Origin of the sequence: Sphingomonas rubra (genome assembly GCF_900115745.1) — a bacterium.
Classification (GTDB): domain Bacteria; phylum Pseudomonadota; class Alphaproteobacteria; order Sphingomonadales; family Sphingomonadaceae; genus Sphingomonas; species Sphingomonas rubra.
The window spans coordinates 140,030-157,378 of record NZ_FOXP01000001.1 but is presented as its reverse complement, the minus strand read 5'-3'; the positions used below and the strand labels follow the sequence as shown (position 1 = coordinate 157,378).

22 protein-coding genes are annotated in these 17,349 nt (G+C 66.9%); 15 read left to right on the top strand and 7 right to left on the bottom strand.

Going from position 1 to position 17,349, the window contains the following annotated elements:
• Positions 1–35 precede the first annotated feature (35 nt).
• Positions 36–1,100: an acyltransferase family protein gene (locus BM145_RS00815; protein WP_177200038.1), complete on the top strand. Its 1,065-nt coding sequence runs from the start codon at positions 36–38 to the stop codon at positions 1,098–1,100.
• A 155-nt stretch (positions 1,101–1,255) separates the two neighbouring features.
• On the opposite strand, the gene BM145_RS00810 is transcribed toward BM145_RS00815, so the two are convergent.
• Positions 1,256–2,764, bottom strand: a complete 1,509-nt coding sequence (locus BM145_RS00810) for a replicative DNA helicase (RefSeq protein ID WP_093330789.1) — start codon at positions 2,762–2,764, stop codon at positions 1,256–1,258.
• 78 nt (positions 2,765–2,842) lie between these two features.
• Here BM145_RS00810 and BM145_RS00805 point away from each other — a divergent pair, with 78 nt between their 5' ends.
• From BM145_RS00805 to nusG, 5 genes are all read left to right on the top strand, one after another.
• Positions 2,843–3,340 (top strand): UPF0262 family protein, encoded by a 498-nt coding sequence (locus tag BM145_RS00805; RefSeq protein ID WP_093330080.1) that lies wholly within the window; start codon positions 2,843–2,845, stop codon positions 3,338–3,340.
• Positions 3,341–3,448: 108 nt separating this feature from the next.
• Positions 3,449–4,123, top strand: a complete 675-nt coding sequence (locus BM145_RS00800) for a GH25 family lysozyme (RefSeq protein WP_093330077.1) — start codon at positions 3,449–3,451, stop codon at positions 4,121–4,123.
• Complete coding sequence (locus tag BM145_RS00795; RefSeq protein WP_093330074.1) at positions 4,120–4,563, top strand: cytidine deaminase; 444 nt, start codon at positions 4,120–4,122, stop codon at positions 4,561–4,563. Before BM145_RS00800 ends, BM145_RS00795 begins: the two co-directional genes overlap by 4 nt.
• Before the next feature lie 222 nt (positions 4,564–4,785).
• Positions 4,786–4,983: a preprotein translocase subunit SecE gene (gene secE, locus BM145_RS00790; RefSeq protein WP_093330072.1), complete on the top strand. Its 198-nt coding sequence runs from the start codon at positions 4,786–4,788 to the stop codon at positions 4,981–4,983.
• 14 nt (positions 4,984–4,997) lie between these two features.
• Positions 4,998–5,534, top strand: a complete 537-nt coding sequence (nusG, locus tag BM145_RS00785) for a transcription termination/antitermination protein NusG (RefSeq protein WP_093330070.1) — start codon at positions 4,998–5,000, stop codon at positions 5,532–5,534.
• Between the two features lie 256 nt (positions 5,535–5,790).
• Here the strand turns inward: nusG and BM145_RS15525 are convergent, their stop codons facing one another.
• The 4 genes from BM145_RS15525 to BM145_RS16490 form a co-directional block, all read right to left on the bottom strand.
• The gene (locus BM145_RS15525; protein ID WP_143090069.1) at positions 5,791–6,522 is read right to left on the bottom strand and encodes a hypothetical protein; all 732 of its coding nucleotides are present in this window, start codon (positions 6,520–6,522) and stop codon (positions 5,791–5,793) included.
• Between the two features lie 88 nt (positions 6,523–6,610).
• A complete protein-coding gene (locus tag BM145_RS00780) occupies positions 6,611–7,624 on the bottom strand; it encodes a hypothetical protein (RefSeq protein ID WP_093330068.1) in 1,014 nt (337 codons plus the stop codon).
• A gap of 121 nt (positions 7,625–7,745) precedes the next feature.
• The gene (locus BM145_RS16275) at positions 7,746–8,426 is read right to left on the bottom strand and encodes a PEPxxWA-CTERM sorting domain-containing protein (RefSeq protein WP_093330065.1); all 681 of its coding nucleotides are present in this window, start codon (positions 8,424–8,426) and stop codon (positions 7,746–7,748) included.
• Positions 8,427–8,530: 104 nt separating this feature from the next.
• Positions 8,531–8,665: a hypothetical protein gene (locus tag BM145_RS16490; RefSeq protein WP_281244325.1), complete on the bottom strand. Its 135-nt coding sequence runs from the start codon at positions 8,663–8,665 to the stop codon at positions 8,531–8,533.
• Positions 8,666–8,855: 190 nt separating this feature from the next.
• Between BM145_RS16490 and rplK the strand changes: the two genes are divergently transcribed.
• The 4 genes from rplK (at position 8,856) to BM145_RS00755 (ending at position 12,343) form a co-directional block, all read left to right on the top strand.
• Positions 8,856–9,287 carry a 50S ribosomal protein L11 gene (rplK, locus tag BM145_RS00770; protein WP_093330063.1) on the top strand — a complete coding sequence of 144 codons (432 nt, stop codon included), beginning with the start codon at positions 8,856–8,858 and terminating at the stop codon, positions 9,285–9,287.
• Between the two features lie 2 nt (positions 9,288–9,289).
• Positions 9,290–9,982, top strand: a complete 693-nt coding sequence (gene rplA / locus BM145_RS00765) for a 50S ribosomal protein L1 (protein ID WP_093330060.1) — start codon at positions 9,290–9,292, stop codon at positions 9,980–9,982.
• A gap of 161 nt (positions 9,983–10,143) precedes the next feature.
• Positions 10,144–10,617 (top strand): YaiI/YqxD family protein, encoded by a 474-nt coding sequence (locus BM145_RS00760; protein ID WP_093330057.1) that lies wholly within the window; start codon positions 10,144–10,146, stop codon positions 10,615–10,617.
• 79 nt (positions 10,618–10,696) lie between these two features.
• Positions 10,697–12,343: a thiamine pyrophosphate-binding protein gene (locus tag BM145_RS00755; RefSeq protein ID WP_093330055.1), complete on the top strand. Its 1,647-nt coding sequence runs from the start codon at positions 10,697–10,699 to the stop codon at positions 12,341–12,343.
• Between the two features lie 74 nt (positions 12,344–12,417).
• Here the strand turns inward: BM145_RS00755 and BM145_RS00750 are convergent, their stop codons facing one another.
• The gene (locus tag BM145_RS00750; protein WP_093330053.1) at positions 12,418–12,600 is read right to left on the bottom strand and encodes a CsbD family protein; all 183 of its coding nucleotides are present in this window, start codon (positions 12,598–12,600) and stop codon (positions 12,418–12,420) included.
• 98 nt (positions 12,601–12,698) lie between these two features.
• Positions 12,699–13,706, bottom strand: a complete 1,008-nt coding sequence (gene thiS / locus BM145_RS00745) for a sulfur carrier protein ThiS (RefSeq protein ID WP_093330051.1) — start codon at positions 13,704–13,706, stop codon at positions 12,699–12,701.
• Between the two features lie 79 nt (positions 13,707–13,785).
• On the opposite strand from thiS, the gene aroQ reads away from it, so the two are divergent.
• The 5 genes from aroQ (at position 13,786) to BM145_RS00720 (ending at position 17,338) form a co-directional block, all read left to right on the top strand.
• Entirely contained in the window at positions 13,786–14,217 is a 432-nt protein-coding gene (gene aroQ / locus BM145_RS00740) for a type II 3-dehydroquinate dehydratase (RefSeq protein ID WP_093330049.1), read from the top strand.
• A gap of 31 nt (positions 14,218–14,248) precedes the next feature.
• Positions 14,249–14,728 carry an acetyl-CoA carboxylase biotin carboxyl carrier protein gene (gene accB / locus BM145_RS00735; RefSeq protein ID WP_093330046.1) on the top strand — a complete coding sequence of 160 codons (480 nt, stop codon included), beginning with the start codon at positions 14,249–14,251 and terminating at the stop codon, positions 14,726–14,728.
• A 1-nt stretch (position 14,729) separates the two neighbouring features.
• Complete coding sequence (accC, locus tag BM145_RS00730) at positions 14,730–16,082, top strand: acetyl-CoA carboxylase biotin carboxylase subunit (protein ID WP_093330044.1); 1,353 nt, start codon at positions 14,730–14,732, stop codon at positions 16,080–16,082.
• A gap of 292 nt (positions 16,083–16,374) precedes the next feature.
• Positions 16,375–16,695 carry an ArsC/Spx/MgsR family protein gene (locus tag BM145_RS00725; protein ID WP_245738984.1) on the top strand — a complete coding sequence of 107 codons (321 nt, stop codon included), beginning with the start codon at positions 16,375–16,377 and terminating at the stop codon, positions 16,693–16,695.
• A gap of 304 nt (positions 16,696–16,999) precedes the next feature.
• Entirely contained in the window at positions 17,000–17,338 is a 339-nt protein-coding gene (locus tag BM145_RS00720; protein ID WP_093330040.1) for a P-II family nitrogen regulator, read from the top strand.
• The last annotated feature ends 11 nt before the right edge of the window (positions 17,339–17,349 follow it).

Here is a 17,349-nt window from a genome sequence, read left to right as displayed (position 1 = left end):
TGACAGGGCCTACCAGTCGCTTTCTCGATCAACGCATGTCCATCTATCTCGATCTCGGTCGAGCCGGGGCAGCGCTCGTCGTGCTCGTAGGACATGCTGGACAACTTGGGCTTCTCGGAGCCGCTTGGCCGTTTGATGACACGTTCCAGCATTCCGCCGTGATATTCTTCTTTGTTTTGTCCGGTCTCATGATCCAGCAGTCGGCTTCCCGGCCGAACCAGACGCTGGCAACGTACGCCAAGGCGCGCATGGCCCGCATTGTACCAGTAGCGTTATTCTCGCTCCTTCTATCGACCGGCACTTTCCTTTTACTTGTACGTGCCGGCCTACATGTGGCCGATGAGACTCGCTACAATCATCTATCGGCTTCTACAATCATGATGCCGCTGATATTCGTAAGTGAGCGCTTGGATGGCGTTGGGCCACCACTGAACCCACCATTCTGGTCACTATGTTACGAAGTTTGGTTCTATACGACCTTTGGCTTATACTCGTTCAGTCGGGGTCCTATCCGTATAGTGTCGATCGCGCTCGCCATCGTAGCTGCTGACGGCTTGGTGTGGCTGCTCATGCCTGCTTGGCTGATCGGGGTCGCACTCGGCAAACGGGGTAACGATGTAAGGATCACGCATCCCCGATGTACGTTCGCAGTTTCGATCACCCTTTTCGCGTTTTCCCAGTGGAGTGGACTGCCGCATACCGTCGCCGAGCCATCGAACTCGTTGGACTTCAACTTCATGCAACTTCGTTTTTCTAGTTACTTCATAACAGATACTATTGGAGCGGTCTTCATTGGTTGTGCGCTTGCAGCGTTACGCCACATATCCGGCGACCTTCATCGATGGCAAGCGATAGCGAAAGGGTTCGCTGGCATCACCTTCACCCTCTATCTTACCCACTGGCCTTTGCTTATAGCCATACAGACCTTGACTCATTCGGGCTCAACCATCCTTCGCGCAAGTTGTGCTATTTTCTTGCCGATCGCCGTTGCCATACTGCTTGCGCCGCTGCTGGAAGTACGGCTTCCTCGACTGTTTCGAGGTCAGAGCATGGCGATATTATCCAGCCGCGGCCTACAGCGGCAAGTCTTCACGAGATGACGGGCATTTGCTACTCGGGCCTCATCAGCATTGTCATTTCTAAGCGGCAGGGACGTGTCTCTTCATCGCAGTCGAGGTTTCCCATTTGCTTCTATGAAGAGCGGCATCCAACACGCCCAACCGCGTACTCGTAGATCACACGCACACAGCGACCTTCAATACCCCGCGTAATCCGAGAACCGCGTGATCGTCGGATCGAACTTCAGCACCACCTTGCCGGTCGCGCCGTGGCGCTGCTTGGCGACGATCAGTTCGGCCAGGCCGTAGACGCGCTCCATGTCGCTCGCCCATTTGGCGTGATCCTCGAACGTCTTCGAATCGTCGCCCTCGGTCGGCCGCTTGGGTTCGCGCGCGGCGGTGTAGTAATCCTCGCGGAACACGAACCACACCATGTCGGCGTCCTGCTCGATCGATCCTGATTCGCGCAGGTCGGACAGCATCGGCCGCTTGTCCTCGCGGCTCTCCACCGCGCGCGACAACTGCGACAGCGCCAGCACCGGCACGTTCATGTCCTTGGCCAGCGTCTTCAACCCGCGCGAGATCTCGGAAATCTCCTGCACGCGGTTCTCCTTGGACCCCTTGCCGCCGCCGGTCAGCAGCTGGAGGTAATCGACCACCACCAGCCCGATCTCGTTGTTGTGCCGCCGCTGCAACCGCCGCACGCGGGTGTGCAGGGCGGAGATGCTGAGCCCGCCGGTATCGTCGATGAACAGCGGCAAATTCTCCAGCTCCGCCGCGGCGGCGGCGAGCTGCGCGAATTCGCTGCGGCTGATCTTGCCCATGCGCAGCGATTCGGAGCTGATCTGCGATTGTTCGGCCAGGATACGCGTCGCCAGTTGGTCCGCGCTCATTTCCAGCGAGAAGAACGCCACCTTGGCGCCCACCGATTCCGACGGCGGGATGCCGTCCGCCATGTCGCGCATCCACCGCCGGGCCGCGTTGAAGGCGATGTTGGTGGCGAGCGAGGTCTTGCCCATGCCCGGCCGCCCGGCCAGGATCATCAGGTCGGAATGGTGCATGCCGCCGATCTTGGCGTTGACCGAATCGAGACCCGTCGTGATCCCCGACACGTGGCCGCCGCTGTTCAGCGCCCGCTCGGCCATCTTCACCGCCATGGTGGTCGCCTGGGCGAAGGTCTTGACCTGGCTCTCCGCGCCGCCGTCGCCGGCGACCTTGTACAGCTCCTCCTCCGCCGCCTCGATCTGCGCGCGCGGGTTCACCTCCTCCGACGTGTCCATCGCCCGGTCGACCAGCGTCGTGCCCACGCTGACGAGCGCGCGCAGCATGGCGAGATCGTAGATCTGCTGTGCGAACTGCCGCGCGCCGATCAGCCCCGCGCCCGATCCCGTCAGGCCCGCCAGGTACGCCGGCCCGCCCAGCTCGCGCATCGCCTCGTCCGCCTCGAACATCGGACGCAGCGTGACTGGCGTCGCCAGCATGTCGTTGGACCGCAGCGTCTTGATCGCGGCGAAGATGCGCCCGTGCAGCGGCTCGTAGAAATGCACCGGGTCCAGCCGGTCGACCAGATCGTCGGCCAGGCGATTGTCGATCATCATCGCGCCCAGCATCGCCGCCTCCGCCTCGACATTGCGGGGCAGCTGCTTGGGCTCGGGCTGGACGGTGCCGGCGGCGTGGGGGGCGGTGGGGAAAGCGAGAGTGGCCATGCGCCCGCCCATACCGCGCCGACGCGCGCTCGCGAATGAGGAATTGTCGTGAGGCGCGCGCGCGATTAACCGACATGAATGGCGGCCCCCCGTTCCCCCGACAGGCGCATCATCGCGGTCGAACTCGACGAGACCAGCCTCGGCTGGCGCTCCGCCGATATCGAGCAGGAACGCCGCATCGCCATCTTCGACCTGCTGGAGGACAACAGCTTCGCCCCCACCCGCGTCCATGCCGACGGCTATGCCGGCCCCTATCGCCTGAAGCTCCAGGCGGAGGAGGGGCGCCTCGGCCTCCACCTCCACCGCGAGGACGGCTCGCATCTCGAAACGCTGGTGCTGGCACTCGGCCGGTTCCGCCGCTCGATCCGCGATTATTTCGCGATCTGCGACAGCTATTACCAGGCGATCCGCGCGTCGACGCCGCAGCAGATCGAGACGATCGACATGGCCCGTCGCGGCCTCCACAACGACGCGGCCGAGATGCTGCGCGATCGGCTTTCCGGCAAGATCGACGTCGATTTCGACACGGCGCGGCGCCTCTTCACCCTGATCTGCGTGCTCCACATCCGTGGCTGAGGCGCTCCCCCCTTCGTCATGCCGGGCTCGTCCCGGCATCCAGGACCACGAGGGCGACACCGCTCGCCTCCGAACGCCGGGACGGTCAGGGCGTGACGGAGCACGGAATTGAAACTTCTCCACAAGGCCGCCTTGGCCCTCGCCCTTCTCGGCGGCACCGGCATCGCCGTGCGCCACGCCGCCACTGGCTGGGCGCCCTCGCCCGCCGACTTCCCCCTGCAAGGCGTCGACCTGGGCGAGGAGCCCGGCGCGGTCGAATGGGGCACCGTCCGCGCGCAGGGCGCCGACTTCGCCTACCTCGCCGCCACCGCCGGCGCCGACCGCCGCGTGCCCTCCTTCGAGGCGAACTGGAACGCCCTGCCCGCCGCCGGCCTGCGCCGCGGCGCCGTCCACCTCTACTCGTTCTGCCAGGACGGCCGCGACCAGGCCAACGCCTTCAACACCGTCGTCCCCCGCGTCGCCGACGCGCTGCCCGCCGCCGTCGACGTGCAGTTCCGCGACGACTGCACCGCCCGTCCCGACCGCGCCGCCCTCGTCGCCGACCTCGCCCGCTTCGTGGAGACGGTGGAGGCGCACACCGGCAAGCCCGTCCTCCTGCGCATCGCCGAGCCCGTGGAGGACGATTACCGCCTGACCGAGGCGATCGATCGCCCCGTCTGGTCGCTGGCCAACTTCCTCCGGCCCGACTATGCCGCCCGCCCCTGGCGGTTGTGGCGCGCGAGCGACCTGCGCCGGATCGAGGGGATCGAAGGCCCCGTCAACTGGGACGTCGTCGCACCATGACCGAATCCGACCTGATCGCCCTCGCCCGCCGGGCGGCGGCGAATGCCCATGCCCCCTACAGCCGCTTCGCCGTCGGCGCCGCGCTGCTGATGGCCGACGGCAGCACCGTCACCGGCGCCAATGTCGAGAACGCCAGCTACGGCCTGTCGCTCTGCGCCGAGACCGTCGCCGTCGCCACCGCGTCGGCCGCCGGCCGCCTCGCCGACATCGTCGCCGTCGCCGTCATCGGCGGCCCGATGGACGAGGCGGGCCGCCCCACCGGCACCCACCCCGTCAGCCCCTGCGGCCGCTGCCGCCAGGTCCTGAACGAGGCCGCGCAGATGGCCGGCCGCGACCTGCCCGTCCACTGCGGCGCCGCGGAGGGCGACAGCGTCCACACCTATCGCCTCTCCGACCTCCTCCCGAACGCCTTCGGACCCAAGGATCTGGGCATCGCCTGACATCCTCCCCTGCAAGGGGAGGTGGCATGCCGCAGGCATGACGGAGGGGTGTCGCCGGTAGCGAGGATGCACCCACCCCACACCCCACTTGCGCCCACCCCCGCACCGGCCTAGATGCCGTCCTTATCCGACAGCGAGGATAATCCCCCGCGCCGGCCCGGCCGCCGCCGGGCGGCGGGCGGACCCATGCCTCCGCGGTCACGCAATTTAAGGCTGGCAGCAGTGGCGAAGACGACCCCCCTGGAATTCATCAATCAGGTCAAGGCGGAGACCGCCAAGGTGACCTGGCCGACCTGGAAGGAAACCTGGATGACCGCGCTGATGGTCGTCATCATGACGACGATCCTGGCGGTCTTCTTCCTCAGCGTCGACTCCGCGTTCGAGGCGATCGTCAACTTCCTGCTCAAGCTGGCCCAGTAAGGAACGATAGAGTTATGGCGCGCTGGTACATTATCCACGCCTATTCGGGCTTCGAGGGCAAGGTCCGCGATTCGATCATGGCCGAGGCGACCCGCATGGGCCTCGACCGCCTGGTCGAGCAGATCGAGGTCCCGACCGAGACGGTGACCGAGGCCCGCCGCGGCAAGAAGATCGCCGTCGAGCGCAAGTTCATGCCCGGCTACGTCCTCGCCAAGCTCGACATGACCGACCAGGTCTACCACCTCGTCAAGAACACGCCCAAGGTGACCGGCTTCCTCGGCTCGATGGGCAAGCCCCAGGCGATCAGCGAGGGCGAAGCCGCCCGCATGCTGAACTCCAAGGAAGAAGCCGCCGCCGCGCCCAAGCAGAAGGTCAAGGTCGACTACGAGATCGGCGACGCCGTCAAGGTCCTGGAAGGCCCCTTCGCCAGCTTCAACGGCGTGGTCGAGGCGCTGGACTTCGACAAGTCCAAGGTCTCGGTCAGCGTCTCGATCTTCGGCCGCGCGACCCCGGTGGAGCTGAACTTCGAGCAGGTCGAGCGCTCGAAGTAAGGTGGAGCCTTACTTCGAGTTCCGCACGCGCCGAGCGAAGCTCGAAGCGAGACGGCGCTCGACCGGCCGGCGGTCGCGCCAGCGAACCCGACCGACGTCACGACGCGGGATTCACTCCTGCGTCGTTTTTGCGTGAGCGCGGACGCATCGATCTACGATTCTTCCCAGACCGCCTCCGAACGTGATACCACTTGCATCGCGTGTTCTCCCTTTCTCAAAAACGATGGTGAAACGGGAAAGCTGCCCGCGACGGCCCCTATCTCGGACTAAGTAGTGATTTGAGCATATCGTCGGAGGCGGAGCTTACATCGACCGAAACTTGAGGGCCGTTCCCGTCGTCAGCATCGGTCAGCCCTTTCAGCAGCACAAGCATATTCCCGGTCGGTCCGTGCTTGACGTACAACGTCAAGGCACGACCGCTTTTATCCTCCAGAGCCGAAAACCCGGTTGCCCTGAGAATGGTAGATAGGTTGCGATAAGCCTGCTTTGCATCCTTCGTATCAGCTAGGACGACGTGGCAACGGCCTGGAGCGTCACCTACTCCAACGAAGATATTGCGGGGCTTTGCCTGCGCCCTATACCAGTTCGGCACATGCGCGTAGGTGCCTCGCAATGCTGCTGGAGGACCATTGAGGTGTTCTAACAGAAGCTCAGGTGCCCGCTCTTGGGTTAACGGCGTTCCATTTGCGACCCCGAAGCACACATCCGGCACGACATTTGTAAAAGCGATTGGAAGGTCGGGATCACCAACTGTAACCTGTGATACGGCCATGCTGGGTGCTGCCAGCATTATACCGGCAGCAACGCTGACGATCCTTACCTTTGAAAACTTGATCATGCGGCTTCGTCGCACAGACCGGGTTAAGGCACCCTTTCCCGAAAACGAACGATCAGCGAGAAAACGCTGCTGCATGGCATGCCGACGGACATCTTCTTCCAGCATTTTCCCGAAACGTGTTCCCGATTGCTCTTTCCCGAAACTACCCATGGGAGATGGAGAAACGGGAAACGTCCGGCCTCCGCAACAAGGCCCCGCTTAGGGATATTTCGCAACGCCACGCCTTCGAGCCTCTCGCTCAACCGCCCCGCTTCGTCATCCTCCGCCCCCGCCGCGCCAGCGCCTTCTCTTCCGGCGTCAGATGCTCCACCCGGTGCCCGCCGAACAGCGCGCGGCTCCCATCCGCCGGCACCTTGTCCGGGTCCGCCCGCGACCAGCCCGTCACCTGATCCAGCGCCGGCAGCACCGGCGCGTCATCATCCATCCCCCGACCGTGCCGTATCTCCGCCGAGCGATCGTTCCGCATCACTGTCGCCAGCAACCGGTCCTCCGCCTCCGCCGCCAGCCGCGCCAGATATTGGTCGCGCAGCCGCGCATCGTGCAGGTCGCCCGTCTCGCCGGCCCGCTGCGCCCACCACGCCGGCATCGCGGTCAGCCGCGCCTCCTTCTGGTGCAGGTACAGCAGTTGCAGCGCCTGGTTCGCCGTCATCGCCGGCATCGGCGGCGCCTCGTTCGATCGCCACGCCTCGTCCTCGCGCGCACCCGGATGCCAGCTCTCCAGCAACGCCGCCTCCACCCGCTCGTATCCGGCCTGGAGCGCCAGCCGCATCTCGCGGGCAAAGGCAGGGTTGGTCGCGCGGCGCGTCCGGAACGCGTTGGTAGAAGCGCCCGCCGCCGCCGCCGACAGCGCGATGTTGGCCGTCGCCGACAGCGCCGCGAGGAACGCCTGCTCGCACGCGCGGGTCAGCTTGTTCGGGTGCGCGCGGCGGACCTGCAACCGGCCGCCGGCCGCGCGCACGGTCACCGGCTCGCCACCGAGCGTCCGGTGCGGCTCGTCCGCGCGTCCGGGCCCGCGCGCGCTGCCGCCGCCGTCACGCCCCGTGATGCGCGCACGCCGCATCCGCGCTTGCCCCGCCGCCATCGCCGCGTCCCAACGCTGGGCGAAGTCGGGATGCGCCTGCCGCCGCCGGTAGAAGACCGAGTGCGATACGCCGACGGCCTCCGCCGCGCCCTTGGCGTTGCCGGTGCGCGCCAGTATCCGCAGGAAGGCGGCATTCTCCAGCATCTTGGCGCGGGTCAGCGGGCGACTCATCGTTCCCGCTACGTTCCGCTATTTTTCCAACATTGCAAGCCCCACGCGCCGCCGCCGCCGTCCCCGACAAGGACGACGGACGGCGCATTACGAGCGTCCTCGCGGCCCAGTGGGCGTCGGGTCAGGCGGCGAAGGCGACCCGGCCCGTCACCTTGCTCCTGCGACGACGCAGCGCGACGCCGATCCCGCCGAACCCGACCAGCATCATCGCCCAGATCGATGCCTCCGGCACCGCGGCGACGGCGGTGACGGCGATGTCGTCGAATTGCAGGAAACCGCCGGTGCCGGTGCTCGGCCGAAAGCTGAAGCCGGTCAGCGGCCCCACGTCGAACGTCAGCAGGTTACGGTTGGCGACGCCCGTCGAATCGATCGTCCGCGTCCGCGTCAGGGTCGATCCGTCCGCCAGCATGAAGGTGAACGACGCGTCCTGCGTGGCACGGCCCAGGCCGCTCGCGTTGTTGATGTTGGACGCCAGAACGAGCGAGTCGAGGGTGAACAGCCCGCCGTCCACCTTCGCCAGCGACACGACCGCGTTCCCTGCGAAGTTGACCAGCGCCGCGCCCACGCGATCGATATTGTTGATCGTGTTCGCCGGCGTGACGAAACATTGCGCGCGTCCGTTGGTGCCGGCGATCGGGCAGGCGCTCGACGACAGCCGGAAGCCGGCCTGCTCATACGGTCCGTAGACGTAGGTGCGCCCGCGGGTCGGGTGCAGTTCGTTGAAGTCGAGCACAGTGGCAGCGCCCGCCGGCGTGGCGAGAAGCACGGCGCCGATGGCCGAGGCGAGAAAACGGATGGTCACGACATGGGTCTCCCGAACGCGGCGATCACGGATGATGCCGAAGCGCGCGTTAACCCTGCTCGATGGCGTTCCTGTTACGCTTTGGAATCTGGCAGGAAACGCGCTCAGCTCGTCCGCGTCAGCACGAACCACACCGCCAGTCCGGTCAGCACCACACCCAGGAAGATCAGGTAACCGTAGCCGGCCAGCTTGGCGGTATGCGGCGGCGGCTCGGCCTCGTGGCGGTCCTGATCGGCCATGGCGGCGGCTTCCTTCGTATCGACAAACGGGTGGCGACGACGCACCGCGCGGGCTCGCGGTTCCCGTGTCGCTTGCCCCCGGCCCGCCGTTCGGCTATGCGCCCGCGCTTCCAACGCATCATCGCTATGGAATGCCGTGGGAGGGCGCTTGGGCGTCCGCTATCACCACTAACCTTGGAACAGAGAGACAATGGCAAAGAAGATCACAGGTTACATCAACCTGCAGGTTCCCGCCGGCGACGCCAAGCCCGCGCCGCCGATCGGCCCGGCGCTGGGTCAGCGCGGCGTCAACATCATGGAATTCTGCAAGGCGTTCAACGCGTCCACCGGCGACATCGCCAAGGGCACGCCGATCCCGACCAAGATCACCGTCTACGCCGACCGCTCCTTCTCGTTCGAGACGAAGACGCCGCCGGCCACCTTCCTCATCAAGCAGGCCGCGAACCTGAAGTCGGGCTCGAAGGAGCCGGGCAAGGTGTCGGCGGGCAAGATCGCGCGCTCCAAGCTCTCGGAGATCGCCCAGGTCAAGATGAAGGATCTCAACGCCAACGACATCGAGGCGGCGACCAAGATCATCGAAGGTTCGGCCCGCGCGATGGGCCTCGAAGTGACGGAGGGCTGAACGTGGCCAAGCTGACCAAGAAGCAGAAGGCGCTCACGATCAACTCGGAGCAGCTCCACCAACTCGACGAGGCGATCGCCCTGGCGCGCACCAACGCCACCGCGAAGTTCGACGAGACGATCGAAGTGTCGCTCAACCTCGGCGTCGACCCCCGCCATGCCGACCAGATGGTGCGCGGCGTCGTGAATTTGCCGAAGGGCACCGGCAAAACCGTCCGCGTCGGCGTCTTCGCCCGCGGCGCCAAGGCCGACGAGGCGCGTGAGGCGGGTGCCGACGTGATCGGCGCCGAGGACCTGATGGAGACCATCCAGGGCGGCACCATCGACTTCGACCGCTGCATCGCGACCCCGGACATGATGGGCATCGTCGGCCGCCTCGGCAAGGTGCTGGGTCCCAAGGGCCTGATGCCGAACCCGAAGCTCGGCACCGTGACGATGAACGTCGCGCAGGCGGTGAAGGACGCCAAGTCGGGTCAGGTCGAATACCGAGTCGAGAAGGCCGGCATCATCCACTCCGGCATCGGCAAGGCGAGCTTCCCCGCCGAGGATCTACGCGCCAACTTCGACGCGCTGCTCGACGCGGTGGTCAAGGCCAAGCCGTCGGGCGCCAAGGGCAAGTACGTCAAGAAGGTCGCGATCTCCTCGACGATGGGGCCTGGCATTCGGGTGGATACCGCCGAGCTGGCAGGCGCGTAAGCCGAAGCGAGGTGCGTAGCGCAAGCTACGCACCGGTACGCATCGCGCACGCGAACGGCCGGCCAGTGTGGGCCAGCCCGCGTCTGGCTTCATGGAATTTACTTCCGTGACGGCCTGGTAGAGAGACAAAGGGCTGGGGCTAGCACCCCGGCCCTTTTCTCATGGAGCCAGCGACGATCCCCCACCCCGCCCGCATCCTCGTCGACGCCGACGCCTGCCCGGTGAAGGACGAGATCTACCGTGTCGCCTGGCGCGTCGGCGTGCCCGTCACGATCGTCAGCAACCAGCACCTCCGCGTGCCGCAGCACCCGCTCGTCACCCGCGTCGTCGTCTCGGACGGCTTCGACGCCGCCGACGACTGGATCGCCAAGGCGGCCGACGCCCGTTCGATCGTCGTCACCGCCGACATCCTCCTCGCCGACCGCTGCCTGAAGGTCGGCGCCACCGTTCTCGCGCCGACCGGCAAGCCCTTCACCACCGCCTCGATCGGCGGCGCCATCGCCACCCGCGCGATCATGGCCGACCTGCGCGCCGGCGGCGACCAGCTCGGCGGCCCACCGCCCTTCGCCAAGGCCGACCGATCCCGCTTCCTCTCGGCGCTCGACGCAGCGCTGGCCAAGCTCGCGAAGCACTGAACTCGCCCGTCGCAGGTAACGAGTAACGGCATACCACCGCCCAGTTCCCACGCGACGGTGCAGCCGCTATGCCGCCGGCATGACTCAACGCACCGGCGGCCGCATCCTCGTCGATCAACTCGTGGCCCAAGGCTGCGATCGGCTCTTCACCGTGCCGGGGGAGAGTTTCCTGGCCGTGCTCGACGCGCTCCACGACACGCCCGCGATCGAGGTCGTCACCTGCCGGCAGGAGGGTGGTGCCGCGTTCATGGCCTGCGCCGACGGCACCCTCACCGGTCGACCGGGCATCTGCTTCGTAACGCGCGGGCCGGGCGCGACCAACGCCTCGATCGGCGTCCACGTCGCGATGCAGGACTCCATCCCGATGATCCTGTTCATCGGCGACGTCGACCGCTCCATGCGCGACCGCGAGGGATTTCAGGAGGTCGATTTCACCGCGATGTTCGGTCCGCTCGCCAAATGGGCGACGCGGATCGACGATGCCGCCCGCATCCCCGAATATCTCGCACGCGCCTGGACGGTGGCGACCAGCGGTCGGCCGGGCCCTGTGGTCATCGCGCTGCCGGAGGACATGCTGCTCGATCGGGTCGACGCAGCCGACCGCCCGTGTCGTCAATGGGTCGAGCAACCGACCGACGCCGCCCATCTCGCTCCGTTGGTGGACATGCTGAACGCGGCCGAGCGGCCGGTGGCGATCATCGGCGGCGCCGGCTGGGCGGCCCGCGCGTCGCGCTCCTTCTCCACCTTCGCCGACGCCGCCGGCATTCCCGTCGTCGCCGCCTTTCGGCGGCAGGACGCGGTGGCGAACGACGCGCCGTGGTACGCCGGCAATCTCGGCTACGGGCCCAACCCGAAGCTCGCCGCGCGCGTCCGCGACGCCGACCTGCTCCTCGTCGTCGGCGCGCGGCTGGGAGAGGCGACCACCGACGGTTACACGCTGGTGACGCCCGACCATCCCGGTCAGCGGTTGGTCCACGTCCATCCCGACCCGAACGAGCTCGGCCGCGTGTTCGACACGGACCTGTCGCTCTGCGCCGATGTTGCCAATTTCTGCGAGGCACTGGCCACGACCGCGTCCGAGTTCCGCCCTCGAACGACGGGGGCCGAGGCGCATGCCGATTACCTCGCCTGGTCGACACCGGCGCCGCGCGACGTCGTGCTCGATCTCGGCCCCTGCGTCGCTGCCATGCGGGACCGGCTGCCGGCCGACACCATCATCTGCAACGGCGCCGGCAACTATTCCGGCTGGTGGCACCGTTACTGGCGCTACGCCGGTCCCGGTACGCAGCTGGCGCCCACCGCCGGCGCCATGGGTTACGGCCTGCCCGCCGCGATCGCCGCCAGCCTGCGCCACCCCGGCCGCAGCGTCGTCGCGCTGGCGGGCGACGGGTGTTTCCTGATGAACGGCCAGGAACTCGCCACCGCGGTACAGGCGAACGCGTCGCTCCTCGTCATCGTGGTCGACAACGGCGCCTACGGCACGATCCGCATGCATCAGGAACGTGAATTCCCGACCCGCGCCGTCGCCACGCAACTGCGCAATCCGGATTTCGCCGCGCTTGCCCGCGCTTATGGATGCTGGGCGGAGACGGTCGAGCGGACAGAGGACTTCGCCCCTGCCCTCGCCCGCGCGGCCGAAGCTTCCGGCGTCCGCCTGCTGCACCTGAAGACGGACGTGGAGACGATCACCAACGGGACGACCTTGACCGCCATCCGATCGCGCTGACCCCCGATATCACCCACATACGAGAAGACCGCCCCGATCGCTCGGAGCGGCCTCGTAAACGTCGGCAGTGCCGGTTAGATCTTGTCGCCGAGCGCGCCCTTGACCGAACCCTTGACGTCCTGGCCGGTGCCCTTGGCCTGCTGCGCCTGACCCTCGGCCTTCAAGCTCTCGTCATGGTTATGATCGCCCAGCGCTTCCTTCACGCTGCCGACCGCCTTGTTCGCCGCCGCTGCGACCTTGTCGGTGAACTCGCCCATTCGGACCTCCTACGCATGTGCCGTCGCGACCGCCGCGCCGGCTTGATGTTGCGGTAGAGAAACGGTCTTCCCGGTCGCGCGGTTCCGTGAAAATTGCGTTAGATCAATCCGGCGAGCGGGCTCGACGGGTCGGCGTAGCGCCGCATACCCATCCGCCCGGCCCGGTACGACAGCCGCCCGGCCTCCACCGCCGAACGCATCGCCGCCGCCATCATCACCGGGTCCTTCGCCTCGGCGATCGCGGTGTTCATCAGCACGCCATCGCAGCCCAGCTCCATCGCCACCGCCGCGTCGGAGGCGGAACCGACGCCCGCATCGACCAGCACCGGCACGCCCGCACCCTCGACGATCAGCCGGATCGTCACCCGGTTCTGAATGCCCAGCCCCGACCCGATCGGCGCGCCGAGCGGCATGATGGCGACCGCCCCCGCCTCCTCCAGCTGCTTCGCGGCGATCGGATCGTCGACGCAGTAGACCATCGGTTTGAAACCTTCGCGCACCAGCACCTCGGTCGCCTTCAGCGTCTCGCGCATATCGGGGTACAGCGTCTTCGCCTCGCCCAGCACCTCCAGCTTGACGAGATCCCACCCCCCCGCCTCGCGCGCCAGCCGCAGCGTGCGGATCGCCGACTCCGCATCGAAACAGCCGGCGGTATTGGGCAGGTACGTCACGCGCTTGGGGTCGATGAAGTCGGTCAGCATCGGCGCGTTCCGGTCCGATACGTTCACCCGCCGCACCGCCACCGTCACGATCTCAGCACCCGACGCCTCGACCGCAGCGGCGTTCTGCGCGAAATCCTTGTACTTGCCCGTGCCGACGATCAGCCGCGACCGGAACGTCCGCCCCGCCACCATCCACGTATCCGCATCCACCGGCCGCGCGTGATCGCCCCCGCCGACAAAGTGCACGATTTCCAAATCGTCGCCATCCTCCAGCCGCACCTCCGTCAGCGTCGACCGCGGCACCACCTCCATGTTCCGCTCCACCGCCACCTTCTCGGGCACGAGGCCCAGTTCGGTGGCGAGGTCGGCGATGCTCATGCCCGCCACGACGCGCTTGTGCTCGCCGTTGACGGTGATCGTGATGGTGCCGTCGCTATGGGCCATGGTGCCGCAGCTTCCGTTCGCGCTAAGAGGGGGCCACCGCACCTAGGCGTCCCATCCGCCACGTTCAACCGGAGCAGCGATGTCCACCATCTTCGTCCTGAACGGCCCCAACCTCAACCTGCTCGGCCTGCGCGAGCCCGACATCTACGGTCACGACACGCTCGACGACATTGCCGGCCGCCTGGAAGACCGCGCCCGCGAGCTGGACCTGGAGATCGACCTGCGCCAGTCGAACCACGAGGGCCATCTGGTCGACTGGCTGCACGAGGCGCAGGCGACCCGCGCCAAGGCCGTCCTCCTCAACGCCGGCGGTTTCACCCACACCTCGGTCGCCATCCACGACGCGATCAAGGCGGTGACCACCCCGGTGATCGAGGTCCACCTCTCCAACCCCCACGCCCGCGAATCCTTCCGCCACGTCAGCCTCGTCGGCCAGGCGGCGAAGGGCACGATCGCCGGCTTCGGCGCCTTGTCCTACATGCTCGCGCTTGAAGCCGCGGCCCGCATCTGACACACGCGCGCGCTTGAACAGGGAAGCCACGATGACCGAACCCAATGAAGCGCTGAAGGTCGACGTCGATCTCGTCCGCCAGCTTGCCGAACTGCTCGATGCCACCTCGCTGACCGAGATCGAGGTCGAGGACGGCGCGCGGAAAATCCGCGTCGCGCGCAAGGCGGCGGCCGTCAACGCCGCGCCGCCAATGCACTACGCCCCTCCGCCACCCGCCGGCACGCTGCCCTCGGCGCCGCTGCCGGCCGAGGCGGGCGCGCTCGCCCCCACCGTCAGCGCCGACGCGGTCAAGTCGCCCATGGTCGGCACCGCCTATCTGTCGGCCGAGCCCGGCGCCAAGCCCTTCGCCGCCGTCGGCCAGAAGGTCGCCGCCGGCGACACGCTGCTGATCGTCGAGGCGATGAAGGTGATGAACCCCATCGTCGCGCCGACCGCCGGCACCGTCACCCAGGTGCTGGTCGAGAACGGCCAGCCGGTCGAGTTCGACCAGCCGCTGGTCGTCGTCGAATAACATGAAGCCCATCAAGAAGCTGCTGATCGCCAATCGCGGCGAGATCGCGCTCCGCATCCACCGTGCCTGTCACGAGATGGGGATCAAGACCGTCGCGGTACATTCCACCGCCGATGCCGACGCCATGCACGTGCGCCTGGCGGACGAGGCGATCTGCATCGGCCCGCCGTCGGCGACCGACAGCTACCTCAACATTCCCAACATCATCTCCGCCGCCGAGATCTCGGGCGCCGACGCGATCCACCCCGGCTACGGTTTTCTCAGCGAGAACGCCCGCTTTGCCGACATCGTCGAGCTGCACGGCCTCATCTTCGTCGGCCCCAAGCCCGAGCATATCCGCACCATGGGCGACAAGGTGGAGGCCAAGCGCACCGCCGGCGCGCTCGGCCTGCCGCTCGTTCCAGGCTCCGACGGCGCGGTCAGCGACGTGGCCGAGGCGCGCGAGATCGCCGCGCGGATCGGCTACCCCGTCATCATCAAGGCGGCCTCGGGCGGCGGCGGCCGCGGCATGAAGGTCTGCGCGTCCGAGGATCAGCTGGAGACGCTGATGCAGCAGGCGGGCAGCGAGGCGAAGGCCGCCTTCGGCGACGCCACCGTCTATATCGAGAAGTACCTCGGCAACCCGCGCCACATCGAGTTCCAGGTGTTCGGCGACGGCGAGGGCAATGCCATCCACCTCGGCGAGCGCGACTGCTCGCTCCAGCGTCGCCACCAGAAGGTGCTGGAGGAGGCCCCCTCCCCCGTCATCACGGCGGAGGAGCGCGCGCGCATGGGCGGCATCGTCGCCAAGGCGATGGCCGACATGGGCTATCGCGGCGCCGGCACGATCGAGTTCCTGTGGGAAGCGGGGGAGTTCTACTTCATCGAGATGAACACCCGCCTCCAGGTCGAGCATCCGGTGACCGAGATGATTACCGGCATCGACCTGGTCCGCGAGCAGATCCGCGTCGCCGAGGGCTGCCCCCTATCGGTCAAGCAGGAGGAGGTCCGCTTCACCGGCCACGCGATCGAATGCCGCATCAACGCCGAGGACCCGCGTACCTTCGCCCCCTCGCCCGGCCTGGTGACGCAGTTCCACGCCCCCGGCGGCATGCACGTCCGCGTCGATTCGGGGCTCTACGCCGGCTACAAGGTGCCGCCCTATTACGACAGCATGATCGCCAAGCTGATCGTCTACGGCACCACCCGCGACCGCTGTATCGCCCGCCTGCGCCGCGCGCTGGAGGAGTTCGTGATCGAGGGCATGAAGACCACCATCCCGCTCCACCGCGACCTGATCGACGATCCGGAATTCCTGGAGGGGGCCTATACGATCAAGTGGCTGGAGGAGTGGTTGGCGCGAGAGACGCAGTAGCCTGGCTACTGCGCACGCGCGCGTGCCCGGCCAGCATGGCGAAGCGCGTCACAAGACGCGGCTGCCTGTCCTGAGCGCCTGCCTTGGCAGGCAGCCGAAGGGCCGTGTCTGACGACGCAGCGGGAGCGAGAGGATGTTAAGTAGAACCGTTCGTGCTGAGGAGGCATTGAGCTTGTCGAAATGCCGTCTCGAAGCCTGTCCTGAGCGGCCGGCCGTGCCGGCCAGCCGAAGGGCACCAGTCCTTCGAGACGAGGCTTCGACTTCGCTCAGCCTCTCCTCAGGACGAACGGAAGTGGGTCGAGCCACCATCTACCACAACCCCCGCTGCTCGAAGTCGCGCGCCGCCCTCGCCCTCCTCCAGGAAGCTGGCGCCGACATCACCATCATCGACTACCTCCAGAACCCACCCTCGACACAAGACCTCGCCCGCTTGGCGAACCGCGCCGGCCTCACAGCGCACCAGCTCCTCCGCCCCGACGCACCTAAGCTCGCGGCCGACGCCGTCTTCGCCGCGATCACCGCCAATCCCGCCCTCCTCGAGCGACCGCTGGTGGAGACCTCGAACGGCGTTGTCCTCGCCCGTCCGCCGGAACGCGTGCACGATATCCTGTAACCGACATCGCGACCCGCTGTCCTACAAGGCCCGGATGTGCGACAAGGATCGGACAGGCCGACATCAGCTCGAATCTGGAAACGATGACGGTGTCGTGTTTCGTTCTAGGGGTCAATCGAGTCAAGCAACGGTCAACGAACGCCTCGTCGATGCCACATCGGCAGGCACGTATCGCGACCCTGCTCAATCCTTAGGCAGCCGAGCGCCCCCTATCGCGCCGTTGCCGAGGAAGGCCCGATTGGCACGACAGGTGCAAGGCGCCCGCACGGGCGAGGGTTCAACGACAAGCCGGGGACGCAGTCACGTGAAAAAGGTCGAAGCCATCATCAAGCCGTTCAAGCTCGATGAGGTGAAGGAAGCGCTCCACGAGATCGGCGTATCCGGCATCACCGTCACCGAGGCGAAGGGCTTCGGCCGGCAGAAGGGCCATACCGAGCTCTACCGCGGTGCCGAATACGTCGTCGATTTCCTCCCAAAGGTGAAGCTCGAAGTCGTCGTCGAGGATGCACTCGCCGAACGTTGCGTCGAGGCGATCGCCGCCGCCGCGCAGACCGGTCGCATCGGCGACGGTAAGATCTTCGTCATCCCCGTCGAATCGGCGTTGCGTATCCGCACCGGCGAACGCGACGACGCCGCGATCTAGTTTTCTCCCCT

What these genes read in the sequence shown, in the direction of transcription:
- BM145_RS00815 (WP_177200038.1), top strand. Translation starts at nt 36, where the DNA reads ATGTCCATCTATCTCGATCTCGGTCGAGCCGGGGCAGCGCTCGTCGTG.
- BM145_RS00810 (WP_093330789.1), bottom strand. Translation starts at nt 2,764, where the DNA reads ATGGCCACTCTCGCTTTCCCCACCGCCCCCCACGCCGCCGGCACCGTC.
- BM145_RS00805 (WP_093330080.1), top strand. Translation starts at nt 2,843, where the DNA reads ATGGCGGCCCCCCGTTCCCCCGACAGGCGCATCATCGCGGTCGAACTC.
- BM145_RS00795 (WP_093330074.1), top strand. Translation starts at nt 4,120, where the DNA reads ATGACCGAATCCGACCTGATCGCCCTCGCCCGCCGGGCGGCGGCGAAT.
- nusG (WP_093330070.1), top strand. Translation starts at nt 4,998, where the DNA reads ATGGCGCGCTGGTACATTATCCACGCCTATTCGGGCTTCGAGGGCAAG.
- BM145_RS15525 (WP_143090069.1), bottom strand. Translation starts at nt 6,522, where the DNA reads ATGGGTAGTTTCGGGAAAGAGCAATCGGGAACACGTTTCGGGAAAATG.
- BM145_RS00780 (WP_093330068.1), bottom strand. Translation starts at nt 7,624, where the DNA reads ATGAGTCGCCCGCTGACCCGCGCCAAGATGCTGGAGAATGCCGCCTTC.
- BM145_RS16490 (WP_281244325.1), bottom strand. Translation starts at nt 8,665, where the DNA reads ATGGCCGATCAGGACCGCCACGAGGCCGAGCCGCCGCCGCATACCGCC.
- rplK (WP_093330063.1), top strand. Translation starts at nt 8,856, where the DNA reads ATGGCAAAGAAGATCACAGGTTACATCAACCTGCAGGTTCCCGCCGGC.
- BM145_RS00760 (WP_093330057.1), top strand. Translation starts at nt 10,144, where the DNA reads ATGGAGCCAGCGACGATCCCCCACCCCGCCCGCATCCTCGTCGACGCC.
- BM145_RS00755 (WP_093330055.1), top strand. Translation starts at nt 10,697, where the DNA reads ATGACTCAACGCACCGGCGGCCGCATCCTCGTCGATCAACTCGTGGCC.
- BM145_RS00750 (WP_093330053.1), bottom strand. Translation starts at nt 12,600, where the DNA reads ATGGGCGAGTTCACCGACAAGGTCGCAGCGGCGGCGAACAAGGCGGTC.
- thiS (WP_093330051.1), bottom strand. Translation starts at nt 13,706, where the DNA reads ATGGCCCATAGCGACGGCACCATCACGATCACCGTCAACGGCGAGCAC.
- aroQ (WP_093330049.1), top strand. Translation starts at nt 13,786, where the DNA reads ATGTCCACCATCTTCGTCCTGAACGGCCCCAACCTCAACCTGCTCGGC.
- accB (WP_093330046.1), top strand. Translation starts at nt 14,249, where the DNA reads ATGACCGAACCCAATGAAGCGCTGAAGGTCGACGTCGATCTCGTCCGC.
- accC (WP_093330044.1), top strand. Translation starts at nt 14,730, where the DNA reads ATGAAGCCCATCAAGAAGCTGCTGATCGCCAATCGCGGCGAGATCGCG.